At 44.9% G+C, this 19627-nt stretch carries 16 protein-coding genes; 3 read left to right on the forward strand and 13 right to left on the reverse strand.

Features of this window, described 5'->3' with window-relative positions; genetic code table 11:
• Positions 1-91 precede the first annotated feature (91 nt).
• The 4 genes from QZY95_RS02595 to QZY95_RS02610 form a co-directional block, all read right to left on the reverse strand.
• The gene (locus tag QZY95_RS02595) at positions 92-1051 is read right to left on the reverse strand and encodes an ABC transporter ATP-binding protein (RefSeq protein WP_290919005.1); all 960 of its coding nucleotides are present in this window, start codon (positions 1049-1051) and stop codon (positions 92-94) included.
• A gap of 6 nt (positions 1052-1057) precedes the next feature.
• Positions 1058-1969 carry an ABC transporter permease gene (locus tag QZY95_RS02600; RefSeq protein ID WP_290919007.1) on the reverse strand — a complete coding sequence of 304 codons (912 nt, stop codon included), beginning with the start codon at positions 1967-1969 and terminating at the stop codon, positions 1058-1060.
• Positions 1970-1972: 3 nt separating this feature from the next.
• Positions 1973-2950 carry an ABC transporter permease gene (locus tag QZY95_RS02605; RefSeq protein ID WP_290919009.1) on the reverse strand — a complete coding sequence of 326 codons (978 nt, stop codon included), beginning with the start codon at positions 2948-2950 and terminating at the stop codon, positions 1973-1975.
• 179 nt (positions 2951-3129) lie between these two features.
• Positions 3130-4680 (reverse strand): ABC transporter substrate-binding protein, encoded by a 1551-nt coding sequence (locus QZY95_RS02610; protein WP_290919011.1) that lies wholly within the window; start codon positions 4678-4680, stop codon positions 3130-3132.
• A gap of 1085 nt (positions 4681-5765) precedes the next feature.
• Between QZY95_RS02610 and QZY95_RS02615 the strand changes: the two genes are divergently transcribed.
• Positions 5766-6368 (forward strand): SagB/ThcOx family dehydrogenase, encoded by a 603-nt coding sequence (locus QZY95_RS02615; protein ID WP_290919013.1) that lies wholly within the window; start codon positions 5766-5768, stop codon positions 6366-6368.
• Positions 6369-6564: 196 nt separating this feature from the next.
• On the opposite strand, the gene QZY95_RS02620 is transcribed toward QZY95_RS02615, so the two are convergent.
• A complete protein-coding gene (locus tag QZY95_RS02620; protein WP_290919015.1) occupies positions 6565-7824 on the reverse strand; it encodes an RsmB/NOP family class I SAM-dependent RNA methyltransferase in 1260 nt (419 codons plus the stop codon).
• A gap of 319 nt (positions 7825-8143) precedes the next feature.
• On the opposite strand from QZY95_RS02620, the gene QZY95_RS02625 reads away from it, so the two are divergent.
• The gene (locus QZY95_RS02625) at positions 8144-9817 is read left to right on the forward strand and encodes a VCBS repeat-containing protein (protein WP_290919017.1); all 1674 of its coding nucleotides are present in this window, start codon (positions 8144-8146) and stop codon (positions 9815-9817) included.
• A 575-nt stretch (positions 9818-10392) separates the two neighbouring features.
• On the opposite strand, the gene QZY95_RS02630 is transcribed toward QZY95_RS02625, so the two are convergent.
• The 4 genes from QZY95_RS02630 to QZY95_RS02645 all read right to left on the reverse strand — a co-directional run bounded on the left by QZY95_RS02630 (position 10393) and on the right by QZY95_RS02645 (position 14513).
• A complete protein-coding gene (locus QZY95_RS02630; protein ID WP_290919019.1) occupies positions 10393-12483 on the reverse strand; it encodes a ribonucleoside triphosphate reductase in 2091 nt (696 codons plus the stop codon).
• Entirely contained in the window at positions 12431-13099 is a 669-nt protein-coding gene (locus QZY95_RS02635) for an anaerobic ribonucleoside-triphosphate reductase activating protein (protein WP_290919021.1), read from the reverse strand. The genes QZY95_RS02630 and QZY95_RS02635 overlap by 53 nt, the downstream gene beginning before the upstream one ends.
• A 420-nt stretch (positions 13100-13519) precedes the next feature.
• A complete protein-coding gene (locus QZY95_RS02640; RefSeq protein ID WP_290919023.1) occupies positions 13520-13984 on the reverse strand; it encodes a chemotaxis protein CheX in 465 nt (154 codons plus the stop codon).
• A gap of 337 nt (positions 13985-14321) precedes the next feature.
• Positions 14322-14513 (reverse strand): ferredoxin, encoded by a 192-nt coding sequence (locus tag QZY95_RS02645; RefSeq protein ID WP_290919025.1) that lies wholly within the window; start codon positions 14511-14513, stop codon positions 14322-14324.
• A 137-nt stretch (positions 14514-14650) separates the two neighbouring features.
• Between QZY95_RS02645 and QZY95_RS02650 the strand changes: the two genes are divergently transcribed.
• Positions 14651-15298 (forward strand): hypothetical protein, encoded by a 648-nt coding sequence (locus QZY95_RS02650; protein ID WP_290919027.1) that lies wholly within the window; start codon positions 14651-14653, stop codon positions 15296-15298.
• Between the two features lie 89 nt (positions 15299-15387).
• On the opposite strand, the gene QZY95_RS02655 is transcribed toward QZY95_RS02650, so the two are convergent.
• From QZY95_RS02655 to QZY95_RS02670, 4 genes are all read right to left on the reverse strand, one after another.
• A complete protein-coding gene (locus tag QZY95_RS02655; protein ID WP_290919029.1) occupies positions 15388-15654 on the reverse strand; it encodes a hypothetical protein in 267 nt (88 codons plus the stop codon).
• 176 nt (positions 15655-15830) lie between these two features.
• The gene (locus QZY95_RS02660) at positions 15831-17636 is read right to left on the reverse strand and encodes a methyl-accepting chemotaxis protein (protein WP_290919031.1); all 1806 of its coding nucleotides are present in this window, start codon (positions 17634-17636) and stop codon (positions 15831-15833) included.
• Between the two features lie 300 nt (positions 17637-17936).
• Positions 17937-18851, reverse strand: a complete 915-nt coding sequence (locus tag QZY95_RS02665) for a hypothetical protein (RefSeq protein WP_290919033.1) — start codon at positions 18849-18851, stop codon at positions 17937-17939.
• Between the two features lie 2 nt (positions 18852-18853).
• Positions 18854-19441 carry a DUF1007 family protein gene (locus tag QZY95_RS02670; protein ID WP_290919035.1) on the reverse strand — a complete coding sequence of 196 codons (588 nt, stop codon included), beginning with the start codon at positions 19439-19441 and terminating at the stop codon, positions 18854-18856.
• Between the last annotated feature and the right edge of the window lie 186 nt (positions 19442-19627).

Here is a 19627-nt window from a genome sequence, read left to right on the forward strand (position 1 = left end):
TCTTCGAATCCCAGCTGATCGAGTAATCCGCCGGAAATATCAAAGTGTTTTACAAGATTTTTGATTTTAAGAAGAGGTGTATTACTCATGCCTACTCCACTACATGACAGGCAGCAAGGACGCCGGATTTTTTACGTTCGAGCTCCGGAACCACTTCAAAACAGATGTCTTTACAGTAGTCGCAACGGTTGTTGAATGCGCAGCCTTTAGGAATGTTTGTAAGGCTTGGCATAGAGCCGCGAATCTGGTTGAGACGATCACCTTCGGCGCCGTCCGGTAATGCTGCGATAAGTCCCTGTGTGTACGGGTGAGTAGGCGTAGCACAGACTGTGTCTGTTGAGCCGAGCTCCACAATACGACCAGCGTACATAACCGCGATTTTTTCTGTAACCTGAGATACTACCCCGAGATCGTGTGTAATGAGGATAAGCCCCATGTTGTCCTTCTCACAAAGTTCGAGAAGCAGATCCATGATCTCAGCCTGAATGGTAACATCCAGAGCGGTGGTAGGTTCGTCAGCAATAATGAGTGCAGGATCTGTAAGCAGGGCAATTGCGATAACAATACGTTGACGCATGCCGCCTGAGAATTCGTGCGGGTATTGCTTGAGACGTTTTTCAGGTGACGGAATGTAAACTTTACGCAGTTTCTCAAGGGCAATTTTCTCAGCTTCTTTTTTGGACACTTTGCTGTGAGCAAGCACAGTCTCAATCATCTGCTGACCAATGGTCAAAACAGGGTTGAGTGTCATCATCGGGTCCTGAAAGATCATGGAGATTCGATTGCCACGAATTGTGCGAAGCTGTTTGTCAGTCATCTGAGCAAGATCCTGACCTTCAAACATTACAGAGCCGCTGGCAATAAAGCCCGGTTTTGAAATCTGGTTGATAATGGAGAAGCCGGTTACGGATTTACCAGCACCGGATTCGCCTACGAGACCAAGGCGCTCGCCTTTATCAACAGAGAACGAAACATTATTTACAGCCGTAAGCGCGATGTCACGCATACGGAACTGAACAACCATATTTTTTACATCTAAAAGGTGTTCCATTGTTCCTTAGTCCTTGTACAGTTTTGGATTCAGGAAGTCCCTGAGCCAGTCGCCGAGCAGGTTGATGGAGAGTACCAGTAATACGAGTACGAGACCCGGGAACAGGGTAATCCACCAGCTGCCACTCATGAAGTAGGCAAAGCCAGATTTAATGAGAGAGCCGAGTGAAGGCTGGTTAACAGGCATACCGAGCCCGAGGAAAGAAAGTGCAGCTTCACTCATAACAGCGTTAGCAACCTGAACTGTAGAAATAACGAGAACAGGAGTCAGGGTGTTTGGAAGAATATGACGGAACATAATACGCATTGGGCGAAGGCCGATAACGCGTGCAGCTTCAACATATTCTTTCTTCTTCTCTGCAAGTACGGAGGCGCGGACAGTACGTGCGTACTGCGGCCATTCAGAGAACCCGATAACAAAAATCAGGAATGGAACAGCAACATCTGCGTAGCGGGCAACGCCCAATGCAGCCTGAAGAATTGCGCCAAAGAAGATTGCAACCATGTAAGATGAGAAAGAGAGCTGAACATCAGCAACACGCATGAGGAAGGAGTCAATACGACCGCCTTTGTACCCTGCGGTTAAGCCGATGATAATTCCAAGAAAAGACTGCAACGCTACCGCACCAATGCCGATGAGCAGTGAAATACGGGTACCATAAAGAATGGTAGACCAGATATCACGACCCTGAGCATCTGTACCGAGCCAGAATGAACTCATTCCTTCCGGAGTCCACATTGGTGGAGTTTCTGCGTCCATGAGGTCAATCACTGAACCGTCGTACGGGTTCTGTGTTGCGAGGAACGGTGCAAAAATCGCCATTGCAAGCAGAATGAGTAAAATGATGAAACTACCGACAGCAACTGGGTCGCGACGGAAGCTATACCAAAAGTATGAATCCTTAAATTTCTGCCACATGGGTTACTTCCTCCCCGAAACACGGACCATTGGGTTAACCAGCCCGTAAATAACATCCACTACGGTGTTCACAATTACGAAAAGAACACCAACGAAAACAAGGTAGGCAACAAGCAGTGAGGTGTCTGAACGTTCGACAGCTTCAATGAACATGAAACCCATACCCTGCCACTGGAATACTGTTTCAGTGAGGATTGTGTACGCAATCATAATACCGAGCTGTACGCCACCCACGGTAATAACCGGAAGAAGGGTGTTTTTAAATGCATGCACCATAAGAACACGGGTCGGATTAAGACCTTTGGCGTGTGCAAATTTTACGTACTCTGTTTGAAGAACTTCAACCATCTCAGCTCTGATGAGGCGGATGAAGAGTGGAAGCATAATTGAGGACAGCGCGATAGATGGAAGGATCATATGTCTGAAAGCCTTCCAGCTTAAGAAGTTACTTTCCCATCCCGGGAATAACTCTGCTGTAGGACCGCGGCCATAGGACGGCAGCCAGTGCAGTTCAACTGCGAAAACATAAATGAGCAGCAGTGCGGTGAGAAAAACAGGAATAGATACCCCTACAATACTGGCTCCCATGAAAAGTCTGGAAAGCCAAGAACGGGGATTAACTGCTGCGTAAATACCAATAGGTACAGAAAGCACAATGATGATCAGGGCACTTGCGATAACAAGTTCCAAGGTTGCAGGAGCTTTCTTTAAAATTACTTCAGTAGCTGGCTTGCGGTAGAAGAATGAACGACCAAGATCGCCGTGCATTGCATTTTTTACAAACCGTACCCACTGAACCACGACAGGGTCGTTTAGGCCTAGCTGGTCGCGGTACGCTTCACGCTCTGCAGCGGAAACGTTAATTCCGACCATCTCACGAACCGGATCACCGAACGAATATTTAATACCGAACCCGATGATGGATATGACAAACATGACGATTAACGCCTGCGTCACTCTTCGAACAATAAAAGCAAACATATGGGGTGTTGGGGGTTAAAGGTTACTTCAAATTCCCAGTCTTATAAAACCGAAGAGAACCGGCGCTATGGTCGGTTCATGTGGCCTCCGTGCTGTGAAACGGAGAACTGAGCAGGACAGGCATCGGCCTGTTTGCATCCATCATTAAATCGGGGCGGCTAAGCCGCCCCGACCAAATGCTATTTCATTACGAGATCGCCGAAGTAAGGGTAGTTCATTACGTTTACTACCTTACGTGCGTTTTCAAGGTTTTTACCACTTGCCCAGGAAAGGTCCTGCCAGTGAAGTGGTACAAACGCAGCGTCTGCGTTGAGGATGCGCTCGATTTCCTGAAGCTGCTCATGACGTTTGTCGAGATCAGTTTCGGAGTTAGCAAGAGCTACGAGTTCATCAACTTTAGGGTTGCAGTATTCACCGGAGTTGTACTGGCCTGCACCTGTTTCTTTGTTAGGGCAAACTGCAAGGTATTCGGTGAAGTTAGCGGAGTCTTCAGTATCAGAGTGCCAACCGATCATCTGGATGTCAGCAGCGCGTGCGTCGAACTGATCCCAGTACTGTGCTTTAGGCATAGTTTTGAGGTTAACTTTGATCCCGATGCGAGCCATCATGGAAACGAAAGCCTGAGCAATCTGCTCGTCTTTTACGTAACGGTTGTTAGGAGCAATCATAGTTGCTTCAAAACCGTTAGGGTAGCCAGCTTCTGCCATGAGAGCTTTCGCTTTTTTGAGGTCGTAGCGAGGTTTGAGATCTGCTACGTAGCCCTGGTAGCCTTTAGGGCTCTGCTGAGCTGCTGCAGTACCACGGCCTTTAAGAATTTTTTTAACGATACCAGCGTTGTTGGTAGCGTAAACGATAGCTTCGCGAACTTTAGGGTTTGCAAGAGCTTTGTTACGTTTCTGGTTCAGCTGGAACATGATTACGCGGGTACCAGGCATGGTGATGAGGTCTACGTTGTCAGCAGAATCAAGACGGTCGTAGTCCTGTGGAGGTACTGGCATGATGAAATCTACGTCGCCGGAAAGGATAGAAGCAACACGGGTAGCTTCGTTCTTAATAGGACGCATGTCGATTTCTTCTACGTTACCGCGGGAGCCCCAGTAGTTAGGGTTCGCTTTGAAGATCATTTTAACGCCCTGTTCACGTTCTGCAACAGTGAAAGGACCAGTACCGGATGCGTGAGTGTTAGCAAAAGCAGGACCGGTTTTACCGATTACGCCTTTATCCTGACCAGTTTCATCTTTACCAGTGTAGAACTTGGAGTCCATTGGGAAGAGGTAAGTAGCCATGTTGATAAGGAGTGGGTAAGGAACTTTAGTTTTGAGGTCTACAGTGTAGTCATCCACAACAACTGCAGGTTCAAAAACTTCGTAAAGACCTTTAAAGTCAATAGACTTTTTGAGACGGTCAAGAGTCCATGCTACGTCTTTAGCAGTGAATTCGTTACCGGAGTGGAATTTAACACCTTTGCGAAGGTAAAAACGCATGGTTTTGTCATCAATGCGTTCCCATTTAGTTGCAAGGCGAGGGTCAAAGCCCATTTCCTGGTTCCAGCGTACGAGTGGATCAAATACTAAGTGAGAGTACTGAAGCATGCCACCGGAAAGCTGTACATGCGGGTCAAGAGATACAGGGTCAGCATCAACAGCTAAGCGCAATGTCTTAGCGGAAGCTGGAGCTGCAGCAAATGCTAAAACAGCAGCAAGAGCAAGTACTGTTAACAAACGTTTCATCCGAAAACCTCCAAACTAGAAATACTTCTAACAACCTAAAACAAATAGAGACCACAAAATTGTTTAAAGGGTGCAATCTCATACAAGACAGTTCTTTAAACAACATATAAAGCTCGAAATAAAAACCTGTCAGACCTTTTTAAGTCAAGCTTTTTTGCGATAGGAGAACCTATTGCCGCTAATGGCGCGGGTTTGCTGGCGTGGTTCTTTGAGCAAACACGCAAAATCAGGGCATTATGGTTTATTCTGTAAAAACAACAGGTAAGCGTTGTTTGGAAAAACTTATTCAAAAATGTTAAAAAAGCGTGCTGTTTTTTCTGAAGGCAAAGAGTAGCCGCTCAGTATATATGATGGCGTACTGTAAACATTTAATTTTCAATAATTGCCATTTACGTAAACAGTTATGAAAAACAAATGAGTAAAGAGCAGGAAACTATCTGCCGTGCGGATTTTAGTACAACAGATACCGGGAAATAACAACTTTTCTATACATTTTGCGCCATCACACTGTGATGAATGTAAAATATCGAATGAGTCACACTGTTATTTTTGAATGTTGCACGGCGAAGTGAAGGCTTACATTGTTTACGTGATCAATTACACGTTGTTTTCAAATTCTCTGTAACAGTGAAAAGTGCGCAAAAAAGAAAAAATAATTGAAAAAATATAAGTGAAATTCAGTAGATGTTGACTGTTTCACTAGAAAATACCGTTCATGCACAAAAGTGCAGAACTTTTATTTTGATCGGGTAAAAAGACCCACTTTGCAAAAATATACAATTCTGTCAGTTGAAATTGTCTTTTTACGCTTTTGCAGAAAAAAATTGGATGAAGAATGCAGTTTTTTGTATTTTTCAGAGAGTCCGAATGACCGTTTTTATTGTTTCTGAGATCGCACAAGCGATGTTGGGTGATTGTTTGTTTGTAAAAAAGAGCGGATTTTTGAAATTTGTGTAAGAGCGTTTCTTCCGATTTAGTGGGATTGATTGTCTTGCGGCTTTGGGCGATCAACTGTATCACTCAATCATATTAAAGAACGAAATGCTCATGGGCGTACAAATACCCTTTGAGCAGGGAGAATATATATGCAGTTTCCTGAACCAAGTATGGAAGGACCAATTTCCGTTGAAACCGCACTTGCAAACCGACGTAGTGTGCGTGAGTTTGCTGACGAGGCTTTAACCCCTGATTCACTCGGGCAGATCCTTTGGGCTACCTATGGTATAAGCGAAGAAGGACCATGGAACCGACGTACTGTTCCATCTCCTGCTGCGATGTATCCAATGGAATTGTATGTTGTTGCCGGAGATGTTGAAGGCCTTGAGCCGGGAGTTTACCGGTACGATGCGCTCAGTCATTCTCTTGAAGATGTGGAAGAAGGCGATCTTCGTGAAGAAGTTGCTGAAGTGTGTATTGAGCAGGATTGGATGGCAAAGGCTCCGGCAATTTTGGTTATTACTGCTGCCTTTGACCGTATTTCTCAGAAATTTGGTGAGCGTGGCGTTGCATATACGTTTTTTGAAGCTGGCCACATGGCTCAGAACTGTTATCTTCAGGCAGAAGCGCTTGGTCTTGGTGTAACTGAGGTCGGTGCCTTTAAAGAAGAACATTTAATGGATTTGCTTGAGCTTCCGCCAGAGCATAATCCGATGTTGGTTCTTCCGTTGGGCTGGAAAGATTACGAGTAATTTTCGCGTAACTGTATGTTCAGGTTGTTGGTGTATGCCGTTCTGAATACAGTTGTGGAAGCCTTTTTTAATGCATTTATTGAGTTAAGAAAAATGGCTACCTCCACTTGTCATGAGGTAGCCATTTACTATTTCTTAACTGTTGCTGAAGTAGACGTTCTATCTATTCAGCATGTATATGAAAAATTGGAAGAGGTTATTTTTCGCTCCAAAGCACGCGGTTTCCTTTTACTTTAAGGCGACCGAGGCGGAGACCTTTGAAGTACAGACCTGTTTCTTTGCCTTTTACTTTTACTTGCATAGACTGACCGGTAAGTAATCGTTCGATAGGCTCGGTTTCTTCAAGGTTAATGCCGTTACCTTCTTGGTATTCTGGCATTAATGCTCGCAAACGCGGGGATGGTCTGACTTCGCCGCGCGCCATTTTTCCGATAGGGAAGCCTCTCCACCGGAAGGTTTCCGGAAAGTTGTCGAGTGCATACTGTGGCAGAAATAGAGCATTTTCGCGGACGTGAGCCAACTCACCTTCTGGAAGTAAGTTTTCATCTACTCCAGGCATGCTAAGAGCAAGGCGCGGCATAATGTCTGCTTTTAATCCGGCTTCGAACTCTTCCGGTGCTTCAGCGTCTTCCGGTTTTGTAAAGGCGGCAATGTAAAAGCCTTGTGCTCCGGATTTTTCCGGATCGACACGAAGAGTGCCTTCGCACCCCTCAAGGTACGGAGCCTCAAAGGTAAAACCTTCCGGTGGAGTAATCTGCTGGAGTTTGAAGCCTACTTCTTCTGTTGCAAAGCGGACTTGTTCTTCGTTTTCCTGCACATTGGTTGTGCAGGTTGAAAAGACAACTTTGCCGCCCGGAGCAAGAAGACGGAATGCTTCCTGAAGCAGTTTACGCTGGATGCCGATTAACGGTTTAACCTTATCCCCTTGCCAAAGCTTGAGAACATTTGGGTTTCGCTCTACAGTTCCCCAACCGCTACATGGCGGGTCGAGCTGGATTTTTTGCCAGCCGCCAGACGGCAGCGGGAGATTTTCACCCGGGTATGAGCAGGTAGCGGTGTGCAGCAGGTTCATTGTAAAGAGGTTTTGACGCAGTGTTGCCAGACGGTTTCTGCTAGGCTCATTACCCATAACGAAACCGGATGGACCTACAAGCTGTGCGAGGAAACCAGTTTTGCTTCCCGGACTTGCACACATATCGAGTACGGCATCACCAGCTTCAGGATTCAATACTACCGGCGGCAGCATGGAAGATCTGTCCTGAATGTAAATGAGACCGAAAAATGCTGCGAGGCTGGAGCCAAGCGGTTTTGGTTCGTGTGTAATGCGTCGGGACCATTCAGAAAATGGTTCTGGTTCAAAGTCGTAGCCTTGCGCGCGCAAAAGCTCTTCAACGAGTGGTCGTTCTTCAGGGGTACATACAAGCCTGAAAGAACGGGATGAGGTTGTTACAGTCACAAAGTCTCCTGCTCAATCCAATTTATTTTAGAATTCTGCTTGCCGCTGTACCTTATGGTTGCTTCATCGATCAAGTGATATTATGGATGGGATGCTGACTGGGCGAAATGAGATTTTTTTTGTTAAATGATTTACAAAATTTCATACAAAAAAAGTTAGATACAGCCATTGTTGTTTAATTCTTAATACTTCAATGGCCTTTCGGGAAAGCTGTTTTGAATACGCTGTTCGGTATGTTTTTATGAGTTTTCCCTTGTAACCTTGCGACTAAGCTGGATAAATACGCTGTCCGGCAAGTACTTTTTTTTAAGGAGATCGTATGCAATCTGTTATGCGCACTGTGGTTTTAACGGTGCTTATGCTGATGTTAAGCATGTCTGTAGCGTTTGCAGAGGGGGCAAAGACTTTTGGGATTGTTCCATTTACTGTGAACGGACCTAAAACATTTACCTATTTAGAGCGTGCTATTCCGCAGATGCTCAGCTCCCGCTTGTTCTGGAAAGATAACTTTATTCCTGTAGATGCTGCTGCTCTTGAAGGTATTTCTGCTCCTGCAAACGGCGCAGAAGCACAGAAAGCGCTTGCAGCTTCCGGTGCAGACTATCTTGTTTACGGTAGCGTAAACATTATCGGCGACCAGTCTTCTTTGGATGTTCGTGTTGCTGATAAGAACGGTAAAGTTTGGCCGCGCTCTGCGTCCAGCTCTCTTAATGATATGATCCCGACCCTGCAGAATATTGCAGGTGCAATCAATACAGAAGTGTTTGCCCGTCCGGGCGCTCGTGCTCAGGCTGTTGCTGATGCAAAAGAGCGTGTTAACCAGATGAACCCTGCAATCACTGTTAACCAGACTTCTGCGAATCAGGAAGTATACCTGAACCCACAGTTCCGCTATGCAGGGGCAACTGACTCTGATTCCCGCCTTCGTTCCAACGCACTTCGTTTTGCTGCACACGGCATGGTTGTTGCGGATGTGACAGGCGATAAAAAGAATGAAGTTGTACTGTTAGATAAACACACTGTACGTGTTTATAACTTTGAAAAAAATACACTTGTTCCAGTTGCAGAAGTAAAACCTTCTCGTCGCTATGACCTGCTCACCGTACGTGCACATGACATTGACCGTGACGGTGTTAACGAACTTATCGTAAGTGGTATGGACAACGATCAGGCTGCATTGACCTTCTTCTACACAATGAAGAACGGCCAGTTAGTTCAGTTTGCTCCTAACTTGAAAATGCTTGTAAACGTTGTACCACTCCCACCAACCTACCTGCCAACTATGATCGGCCAGAAAACCCGTAAGGGTGGCTCTGTTCTGATGCCGACTGTTGAAGAGCTTGCGTACTCTAACGGTAAAATTGTTGCCAGCCGCCGTGTTGCTGTTCCTAAAAAAGCAAACCTGTACAACTTTGCATGGGTTCCGGACGAAGCTGAAGGCGACAAGGTTGTTGTACTTCTTCCAGACAGTGAAAAAGTTGCTGTATTTAACTCCAAGTTCGACCGCATGGTTGCTTCTGATGTGTCCTACTCCGGTAGTACTGTAAGCATCGAAAACGACGACACTATGCCTGGTCTTGGTAAAGATAAGCTCCTTATTCCTTCCAAGTACTACATTCCAATGCCGTTTGTTGTTGAAGATCTTGATCACAACGGAAAGTACGAAGTTCTTGTGAACAAGCCGATTTCTGTTGCTGCTCAGTTTTTTGACCGCTACCGCTTCTTCCCTCAGGGTGAAATTCACTCCCTCCAGTGGGATGGCGTAGGCCTTGGCCTTCAGTGGAAAACCCGTCGTATTAAAGGGGGCGTAATGGCTTACCAGATCGCAGACCTTAACAACGATGGTATCAAAGACTTGGTTGTAGGTATCAACACTCACCCTGGTGCTACTGGCTTTGAAGCTCGTAAGACCATGGTGCTTGGCTACCCGCTTGATCTTGGAAAAGTTGATCCGTCAACTGCAGCTGACAAAAGCTACTCAGAAGATCAATAGTCTTAGGTAAGATAACTAAGCCCCCGTTACCGACGGTAACGGGGGCTTTTTTTGTATTTGGAGCTTGGTGAGCAGCTTTTGAAACTATATCCAGTTTTATTTTAGTGCGTTAACGTCTTAAGGTTTACAGCAGTGAATCGTTATGAACCTCAGTATGCTTTAGTGCTGTTAGGTTTATTAAATTATACATGAACACTTAAAAATGAAGCTTTGTGGCTTTTAGTGGTTATGAACAGTGTGTTCGTAAAATGTTCGTAACTTTGTAGCTAATATTCTCTTTAGAAGAAAATAGGCCATTGCTAAACATGATATAAAATAGACTGTTGCAGAAGATAGTGATGCACTCAGGAGTTTTGAGTTTTGCACAGGTTGTAGATAATTTGTTTGTAATTCTGTGCATAACTTTTTGATGAGTTGGTTTATTTAAAAATAACGTATTACTTATTTTTCTAAGAGTATGTCTTCTGAATAAAAAAAGGGGTGGAGTTATTAACTCCACCTCTTTCAGGTTCGTTTATTTGGGTAGATTGAACTACATCATGCTTTCTAAATTACTTCTATTTTGTCGGAGACAACTACATTGCTTCATCGATCTCAGCAGGCTGTGGAGCGTTATCCACAGGGGCGCTGTTGTAGCAGATGCGGTCGTCGTATTCCATTTGTTTGCCTTTGTTCCATTGAGAAACTGGGCGGTAGTAGCCGACAATGCGGGTGTAGACTTCTGTGTCTGCATTGCAAGTCGGGCAACTGAAATGTTCACCGGCAATATATCCGTGATCTTTACACACTGAGAATGTCGGCGTGATCGAGATATACGGCAGTTTAGTTTTGGTGAAAGCTTTAATGATGAATTTTTTCAATGCAGCATGATCTGCAACTGCTTCGCCGAGATATGTGTGGAACACTGTCCCACCCGTAAAGAGTGGCTGAAGCTGGTCTTGGTGTTCGAGTGCTGCAAAAACATCGTCGGTTGCGCCTACAGGAAGAGCTGTTGAGTTTGTGTAGTACGGAGTACCGTTACCGGATGCAACAATGTCTGCGTAGAGTTTTTTATCTGTGCGGGCAAGACGGTAACTTGTTCCTTCAGCCGGTGTTGCTTCAAGGTTATAGAGGCTGCCGGTATCTTCCTGATAGCGGGAAGTCAGGTCGCGCAGATGGTTGAGAACTCGTTGCATCATTCGGACGCCGCTTTCGGTTTCAATGCCTTTACCAAGCAGGTTTAAGCAGGCTTCGTGACCACCGATGATACCGATGGTTGAGAAGTGGGCTTTAAATCCATTTTTCAGATAACGGGAAGACCATGGGAACATGCCTCGATCAAGGTTCTGCTGAATCAGCTTGCGTTTGAACTCCAGTGAATCTTTAGCCAGCTCTGCGTATTCAGTAATAAGATCAAGGAAGTCTTCTTCATTGTTTGCAAGGTACGCTAGTTTAGGTAAGTTCAGGGTTACCACGCCGATAGAGCCGGTAAGGTCGCCTGCACCGAACAGACCGCCTGTTTTTTTCCGCAGTTCACGCAGATCCATTTGGAGACGGCAGCACATGGAGCGCACGTCTTCAGGATCAAGGTCTGAGTTAATAAAGTTCTGGAAATACGGAACGCCATACTTCGCCGTCAGTTGCATGAGCAGGTCACCATTTTCTGTTTCCCAAGGGAATTCTGTGGTGACGTTGTATGTCGGAATAGGGAATGAGAAGATGCGGCCATGGTGGTCACCTTGAAGCATGACTTCAAGGAACGCTTTGTTGATCATAGCCATTTCTTCAACATATTCACCGTATGTTGAATCCTGAAGAACACCGCCGATGATGACTGCCTCTTTGGCAATGTGCTTTGGCGGCACAATGTCAAATGTGAGGTTTGTGAACGGACTCTGCCCTCCCCAGCGGGAGGTCGTGTTCAGATTAAAAATAAATTTCTGCATTGCCTGACGTACTTGCTTGTATGTCAGACCGTCTTTTCTGATAAAAGGAGCAAGGTAGGTGTCGACGTTGTTGAACGCCTGCGCACCAGCCCATTCATTTTGCAGTGTGCCGAGGAAGTTAACCATTTGACCGAGAACGGCATCAAAATGGTGAGCAGGGCCGGCACTGGAGCGACCTTCAAGGTTAAATCCTTCAAGAAGCAGGTCGCGTAGGCTCCAGCCTGCACAATAGCCGGCTAATCCAAATGAGAGATCATGGATGTGGAAGTAGCCGTGTTCATGGGCAAGGCGGATTTCTTCCGGGTATTTCTCAAGGGCGTATTTTGCCTGCAAGGTGCCGGAAAGATGCAGCATGAGCCCTTGGAAAGAGTGGGTCATGTTAGCGTTTTCGTTTACACGCCAGTCCGCTTTATCCAGATAGTTATTGATGGTCTCTTTGATGTCCAGATACGCGGCTTTATGTTCACGTAACTGCCTGCGTTGTTCACGGTAAATAATAAACCGCTTGGCAACGTGGTACAGGCGGGATTCCATCAAAACTTGTTCAATGACGTCCTGTACCAACTCCTGTGGCGCGATTTCTTGTGCTCCGAGTTTTATTTCTACCTTTCGGGCAAGTCGCTTTGAAAGAAGCGGGTCTTTAATACCGCTTGCTTTAAGTGCCTTGAGGATTGCATGTGCAATGCGCTCAAGCGACCATGTCTCCAGACACTCGTCGCGCTTCAGAATCTGTTTCGGCATGCTCTCTCCTTGGGGGAACGTATTCCTGATGCTTAAGTGTGAATCCTTCCGGTAGGTAACTCTCAGCTTCCTGAATATCTTCTTCTGTCAGCACAGGCACTTTGGTAATGCGGAACAGGAACTTGTCAGGATACTGCTTTGCTAATTCGAAAACTTGAGTAAGGTTTTCTTCTGCCTGAGATGGGGATGTTGTACCACCGGTAAGCACAGGATATTTCTGGTAAGGGCCTTTGACATCTACCGCAAAGAGCTCAACGAGTTCCTCGTCAAGCAATTGTTTTAATACATCTGGGCGCATGCCGTTGCTGTCCATTTTGACAGGCATGCCAAGCTTGCGAAGATCTTTGATTAAATCTGCAAGTCCCGGAGTTATTGTTGCTTCCCCCCCGGTAATGACGACACCGTCGATCCAGCGAGAGCGTTTTGTCAGGTAAGACTCAATCGCTTCCTGCGGGATAACGTCCATGGTGTCGCTATGCCAGGCAAGGTTAAAGTTATGGCAAGTAGGACAGTGCATATTACAGCCACCTAAAAAGATGACACTTGCATTCATACCAGGCCAGTCGCAAAGACTTACCCGTTCAAAACCAAAAACACGTGACCAAGCAGAAGCCATACTCTAATCCTCAAAAGTGTGTGTCGTGATATAGCTTTGAGTTGACGCTATATCGTTTAACTAATTAAAATAACTGAAATAATACGACTAAGTTGGCGTTTTGAGTTACTCAGTCGCAAGAAGTAAATCATACTCATGCAGATACTTTTTTTGCAATAGACTTTTTTTCAATTGATGTATGGTATCGATTAGAAGTGAGACATCTCAACGGGTTTGCATACAAAAAAAAAGTAATAACGGAGTGTCAAAATCTAAGTTGGACTTGTGGAAATGGTGTGTAAAAACAGTGTGAAACATCATAGGGTTCCGTGAAACCACTGCAAATAGCCATGTTAATGGTGTGTAAGAAAAAAACGCCTGCAAAAAATGCAGGCGTTTTTTAGTAAAATTATGTCTATTTTATTGTAATCGTTACGGTAATTAGCCGAAGCAGAACTCGATGGTGAAATTTCCATGGTCAGTGCTAAATGGAACAGCGATAACCGGACTGGAAGTGACATGACTGATTGTGTGATTATCACCCATGATGACAGATGGTGTGGAACCATCAAACTTGAATCCCATATCAGCTAATCCGGCACGAGCCTGTCCTGAGATCATATTGCATACTTCACCGACAGCATCCTTGGTGTCAGAAACAATGTCCTGAACGTCATCACCAAGCATTGCGCGGACAAGAGCAATTGCGCATTTTTTTGTGAATGTTACTGAAATGCTACCGCGTTTTTCGCCGGTAATTCCGATGATTGCAGAAACATCACCGCAAGCAATGTTGTCTTTTTTTACAAAAGGTGCACTTGGTGTAGGGCTGATGCCAGCCATTGTTGTAAGTACATTGCTGGTAGCGCTTATAAAAGGCTTAGCAAAGGTCACGTCGGAATTCATAGCAGCTCCTAAGGCAGTAACGCACTACATTAATGAGTTTTTTAAGTTGAAGACGTCAGAAAAGACTCATTACGTATCGATAAAGTCTGATATCTTTACAGTGTAAAAAAGCAGATTCTTTTTGCAACAGTAACGTCTGAGAGAAGGTACAATCCACTAATGGTAAAAAAAAGTGATAGTTACAACGTTGCAATGTTCTACAGGAGAAGCTGTTTGCGGTAAAGCAAAAGGTGTTAAAAGAAACGATTTGCTCGTTGAGCGTGGGCGTTGAGATAATTTCATAAAAAAAGCACTGCCTTGTCACAAAGCAGTGCTTTTTTTGTTGTATGCAAGTATGTTATCCTTCAAAAACGATACATGAAACAGGACAGGTATCGATTGCTTCTTCGACACAGTCGTCTGTACAGTCTTCGTTTATTACAATTGCCTTGTCTCCGTCTGCATTCATTTCAAAGGCAGATGGACAGAGTTCTACACATGATTCACACCCGATACATTCATCTTCATCAATACGCAGTTTCTTAGCCATAATATTCTCCCGTTAAGAGTATTTTTAGCGTGTACTTTGTGAATAGCACGCTCTGACCTTCGTACAATGATATTTGACTTTCAGTGTTATTCTACTATCGTGACTCTGTATTTAAAAAAACGTTGTAAGGTGACTGTATGAAAGATGATTCGAAAGCTGCCAAAGAGCATATTGCTCGTGCGAAAGCATACTTCCAGCGACATGATGTCCTGCGTACTACTGCTTCTATAATCGCTTCGTTGCGGTTAGTGCTTGCGGGAAAAGTAACCGGCCTCGACAGGATTACTGTTGATTCTGCTGTAAAAGAGGTTCTGCACAACTTAAACAGAGTCAGCGAAGTAAAAAAGATGTTCCCGCGTGGCATTATGTACGCAAAAGGACATGAAAAATTAGTTCATGACAGTTTGGTAAAACTGTTTCTTGAGCTGAAAAAAGCTCAAGATTCTGAATCATATAGTGAGCAGCTTACTCGTAAGATATCTTTAGATAAAGCATTAAATCGTGGTCGGAGATTTCTTTCCGGCGGTAGCTTGCAGGATGCGACCGAAGCGTTTGAAGAAGCGAAGTCGTTGTATGTTGATGAGCACAGCATGTTTCGTATGATTGGCGAATGGTGCATTGAATGTAAGCAGCCTAAAATGGCAATACGATATTTAAAGAAGGCAGTAGCAGTTGATCCTGATACCGGGAAAGCTAAGCGGGCATTATTGGATGCTGTTGTTGCAACAGGCGATAAGGTGGGAGCGGCAAAGCTGAAGGCGCAGTTGCAGGGCGATTATTCGTAAGATTTTTTAAAGATCAGGCGTGTTGTTTTTACAGCACGCTTTTTTTATTTCTCAGGGAGCAGAAAACTGCCCCCTGAAATCGATGCAGATTAAAAATCCAGCAGTGCTGCAACACGTGCCGGATCAAGAGCATGGCCTGTCTGTCCGGAAGGCTGCTGGTTGTTTTCCAGAGCGGAGACAGCATTGCCGTAGGCAATGTTTGCCGTTTCTTGTTCAGAACGCTGTACTTCAATGGCCTGCTGCATTTGTGCGGCAGGTGCGGTCTGCTGTTCCTGAGCTTTCTGGCTGGTAGTGTTAATCAGGTTGCCGAGCTTAAAAGAAAAGGCTTCCTGCCCGACGCTGTTGATAGGTGCCATATGTTCTCCTGAGGTAAAAATTTCTGCTTAACGTATTATTAAGCAAAAAACGCGCCGAGTTAAGAAAGCTAAAGGGGATGAGCTGTCTCTTGCTCATCCCCTTTAGTAAAGAGCAGCGTTATTCAGAAAAATGACATTCTGAATGCTGCATTATGTCAGCATCCCCCCAAGGATTGCTAGGCATCTGTTTTTAATTTCTCAATTACGCTGTTGAGATTTTCTGTCTGGGCTACAAGCTGTTCGGTGTTGGCAGCTGAGTTGTCGATAAGTGTTGAGTTTTCACGAGCAATGGCATCGATTTCTTCAACGCTGCGTGTAATTTCTTCCGACGCGGCAGACTGCTGCTCAGCTGCGGTTGCAATTGATCGTACTTGTTCGGCGGCAGATTCTGCTGCCAGCACAATCTCACTTAATACTTCGCCTGATTTACCGGACAGGCTTTCAACTGTTTTAAATGCAACAAGTGTTTCATCCATCCCCTGAGCGTTCAGTTTTGCAAGGTCTTGAATAGATTTTATATTCTGACTTACTTCGTGGGTGGCATTCATAGTTTTTTCTGCCAGTTTACGGACTTCATCTGCGACAACCGCAAAGCCTCTTCCTGCATCACCGGCTCGAGCGGCTTCGATGGCTGCGTTCAGTGCAAGAAGGTTTGTCTGATCGGCAATGTCGTTGATGACATTGATGATGTCGCCGATTGATTCTGACTGGGTATCAAGTGTTGCCATATTGCTTTTAAGCTCAGTACTGCGTGTATGGAGTTGGGTGATAGCAGCAACAGATTCTGTTATTACATCTGCCCCCTGTTGCGCCATAACGCGCGAGCGTTCGGTCTCTGAGGCTGCTTCGCCTGCGTTTCGTGCAACTTCTAAAACGGTTGCGTTCATTTCTTCCATAGCGGTTGCAGCATCGCTAATGCGAGTCATCTGAGCATTAGTTCCCTGAAGGATAGTGGAGTTTTGATCAAACAGTGAGCCCATTTCGTTATTCATGCTCTGCACAAGTCCTTCAAGTTTGGACGCAGCAGTAAGAATACCTTCTTTGGTAGCTATTTCAGCTTGAGCCATAGCGTCTTCAGCTTTCTGGGCTGCCTGACGGGCTATCGTTGCCTGTTCCTGGGCTTCTGCTTCCTTAGTCTCCATAGACTGTTTGTCGTGCTTGAATGTTGCAACCATTTGAGTGAGAGAACGCTGAAGGCTTGTAACTTCATCGTTTCCGTCAACAGAAATCGGTATATCAAGATTGCCGGCAGCAACTTCCTGTGCAGCTTCTGTAGCAAGAGATAACGGGCGCAAAATGCTTCGGGATATCATGATGCAAAGCGGGATGATCACAGCAAAGACCACACAGAATACAATAATTCTGTCGAGAAAAGCTTTGTCTGTCATTGCGGTGATTGTGTCGTTTATCTTGTTGCTTCGAACCGCAATGTTGTCGATGTATACTCCGGTCGCAATGACGTAATCTGTATTGCCGATGTTTGTACCGTAGCTTATTTTAGGCTGTTTCCCCATTCCCGGTTTATCAAAGATGTATTCTACAAAGCCCCCGCCCTGTTGTGCTTTCATGACCAATTCTTTGTTAAAGAATACGCCGTTTGCATCCTGTAGCCCGAGTACGTTTTCTCCAACTCTTCCTGAATTTGGTGGAAACGCTACAAATTTACCGTCCTGCAAAACAAAGAAGTAACCTGAAGCGTCTTTTTCATGGCGAAGGTGGTTTACTGTACTTTGGATAACTTCATGTTGTTCTTCTACTGAAAGGCCATTTATTTTTTTGTCCAGCACGTCTGCAAGGGTGTTTGTTGCCAACTTAATAGCCTCTTGTCGCCCTTCAAACATTTCTTGCTTGGCTGTGGATACGGAGTAATCGCGTATTTGCTGCGTTGTCATGTAGAATAAGAAGAATGCAACCACGATACAGAGAATATTAAGTAGCAGAAGTGAGAAAATTCTGTGCTGAATAGTAAACCTGCGTAACATAAACCCCTCCATGATACGCGCCGTTTACAAACGGCCTGTTAGATTTTGAAAAACAAAGATAGAGCAGTAGTTTGTCCCTCTAAGTAGTAATAAGAATCAATAACGTTTTTTCTTGTGTAGAGCGGAAGGCTGGAAAAGGTCAATAAGTTTTTAAAATTTTTATAAAAAATAACAGCGCTTTAAATTTTGAGAATACCACTTGAAGTGCTGAAGACAAATGCAGGGGAGTGACTCGTGTAGTTCGAACACAAAAAAAGCCGCTTCGAGGGAAGCGGCTTTTTCAGAACTATGTTGGGTGCCTTATGATGTGGCGATGAGAAGCCATCCGGTAGCAATGATGACAAGGCCTGCCAGAAGAGAAAAGGAGGTGTGAAGGACAGCGACGCCGGAGGAACTTTTACCTGCAACGTGCATAAGCATCTTTCTTGAATGGATGCTGATAATTCCGAAAAGGGAAGTGTTGATGCCCATCCCCATTGTGAAGAACAATGCTCCTAAAAGCCCTGTTCCAAGAAGGTTTAGGCTTAGCGCAAAAGAAAGGAGAAGAGCTACTCCCGGGCACGGAACAAGACCGGAAATGATAGAAACAGTCACAATGCTTTTGTTTTTTGCTTCTGTGTTTTTGTGTGATTCTTTTTTGGTGCGCTCATAGGCTTCATAGAGAGCATGGAGGAGAATGAATACGCCAAGCCCTAGAATTAGATAGTAGCTCGTAACCTTGAGTGGTTCGCTTGCTGTGGAAAGAGCGCGGCTTCCCTTAAGGTTGAGAAGGAAATAGGCGCCAAGAACAACGATAATGGCCGAAAGCGTGTGCACTGCCGTGAGGAGATGCCCCATGAGTACACCTTTAAGCATGGTGCCTTTTCTGCCCAAAAAATATGAGAAGACAATAGATTTACCATGCCCCGGGCCAAGCGCATGGATGATTCCATAGAGGAAGGAAAAAAGCATGAATGCCCAAAAGGTTTTTCCTGTTGGGTTTTCTTTGATCTCTCGTCCCAGCGTGGTCATTTTAGAACGCATAGCTCGCTGTGCAAGATTCACTTTCCGCAAAATCTTAGAGTATTGCAGCGCAAAGAAGCCAGCTTCATGGTTCGTATCAACTGTTTGCTGAACAGTGTGGGAGCTTGCAGGTTTTTTCCCCGTGAAGGGGTTTGCATTGGCTGCCGTCACCATCAGCATTGTAAGAATGAGAGCTATGAAGATTTTCTGCATGATTAGAACTCAAAAGTAACAGCTGTTGGAATAATTTGTCCTTGGTAAAAGGCAAGTTCAGGAGCGTCGTCAATGGACAGCTTCAGATCTTTCTTCCCTTCTACAGTTACAGCTTCAATGGCTGTGTAGAAGTCTGTGTAATATGTCGGATCAAAAATAGCGATCTGCATTTTTTGTGGAGAATCACTTCCGGCAATATTCATCGGGATAGTCATTTTATATTTCAGTGTACGGTTTTCAAACACTGCTACAAAATTTTCCAGCTTTCGTAAGTCAACAAGCTTCCCGTCGAGCATTACATGAACAAAAAAGCTTTGTTCGGCAAGGTATTCTTCAATCTCCTGGCGCTGCTCTTCCCATTCTTTTTGAGTCAGGGTTCCGTCTCCATTGGTGTCTAAATCAATAAGAAACATGTCGCTGGACATGTCATCAAATGTCCAGACGACGTCAATGGATTCCAGAGTGGTTTTGGAGAAGTTCAGACGCAGTGAGCTATCTATAAAAACATGCGGGTGCGCCTGAGCTGTATGCGGGATAGCAAATGCACAGACAAGGTATAGAATAAGAAACAGTGATAAAAACTTTTTCATATTATAGCCATGGGTAAAAAGTGGAGTCCCGCCGCAGGCGGCATGGGACAAGGCTTTTATGGTTTTTGGTTGTGTGTTCCTGCTTCGTATACCAATGGGTGAGAATGAAAAAAAGCATTTTCTAGTTGACATTGAAAATCGTTTTCAATTAAACATGGGGTAACGAAGAGGCCGGAATACATTTTT

The sequence above is a fragment of the Halodesulfovibrio sp. genome (assembly GCF_015482765.1).
In the GTDB taxonomy this organism is placed as follows: Bacteria; Desulfobacterota; Desulfovibrionia; order Desulfovibrionales; family Desulfovibrionaceae; genus Halodesulfovibrio.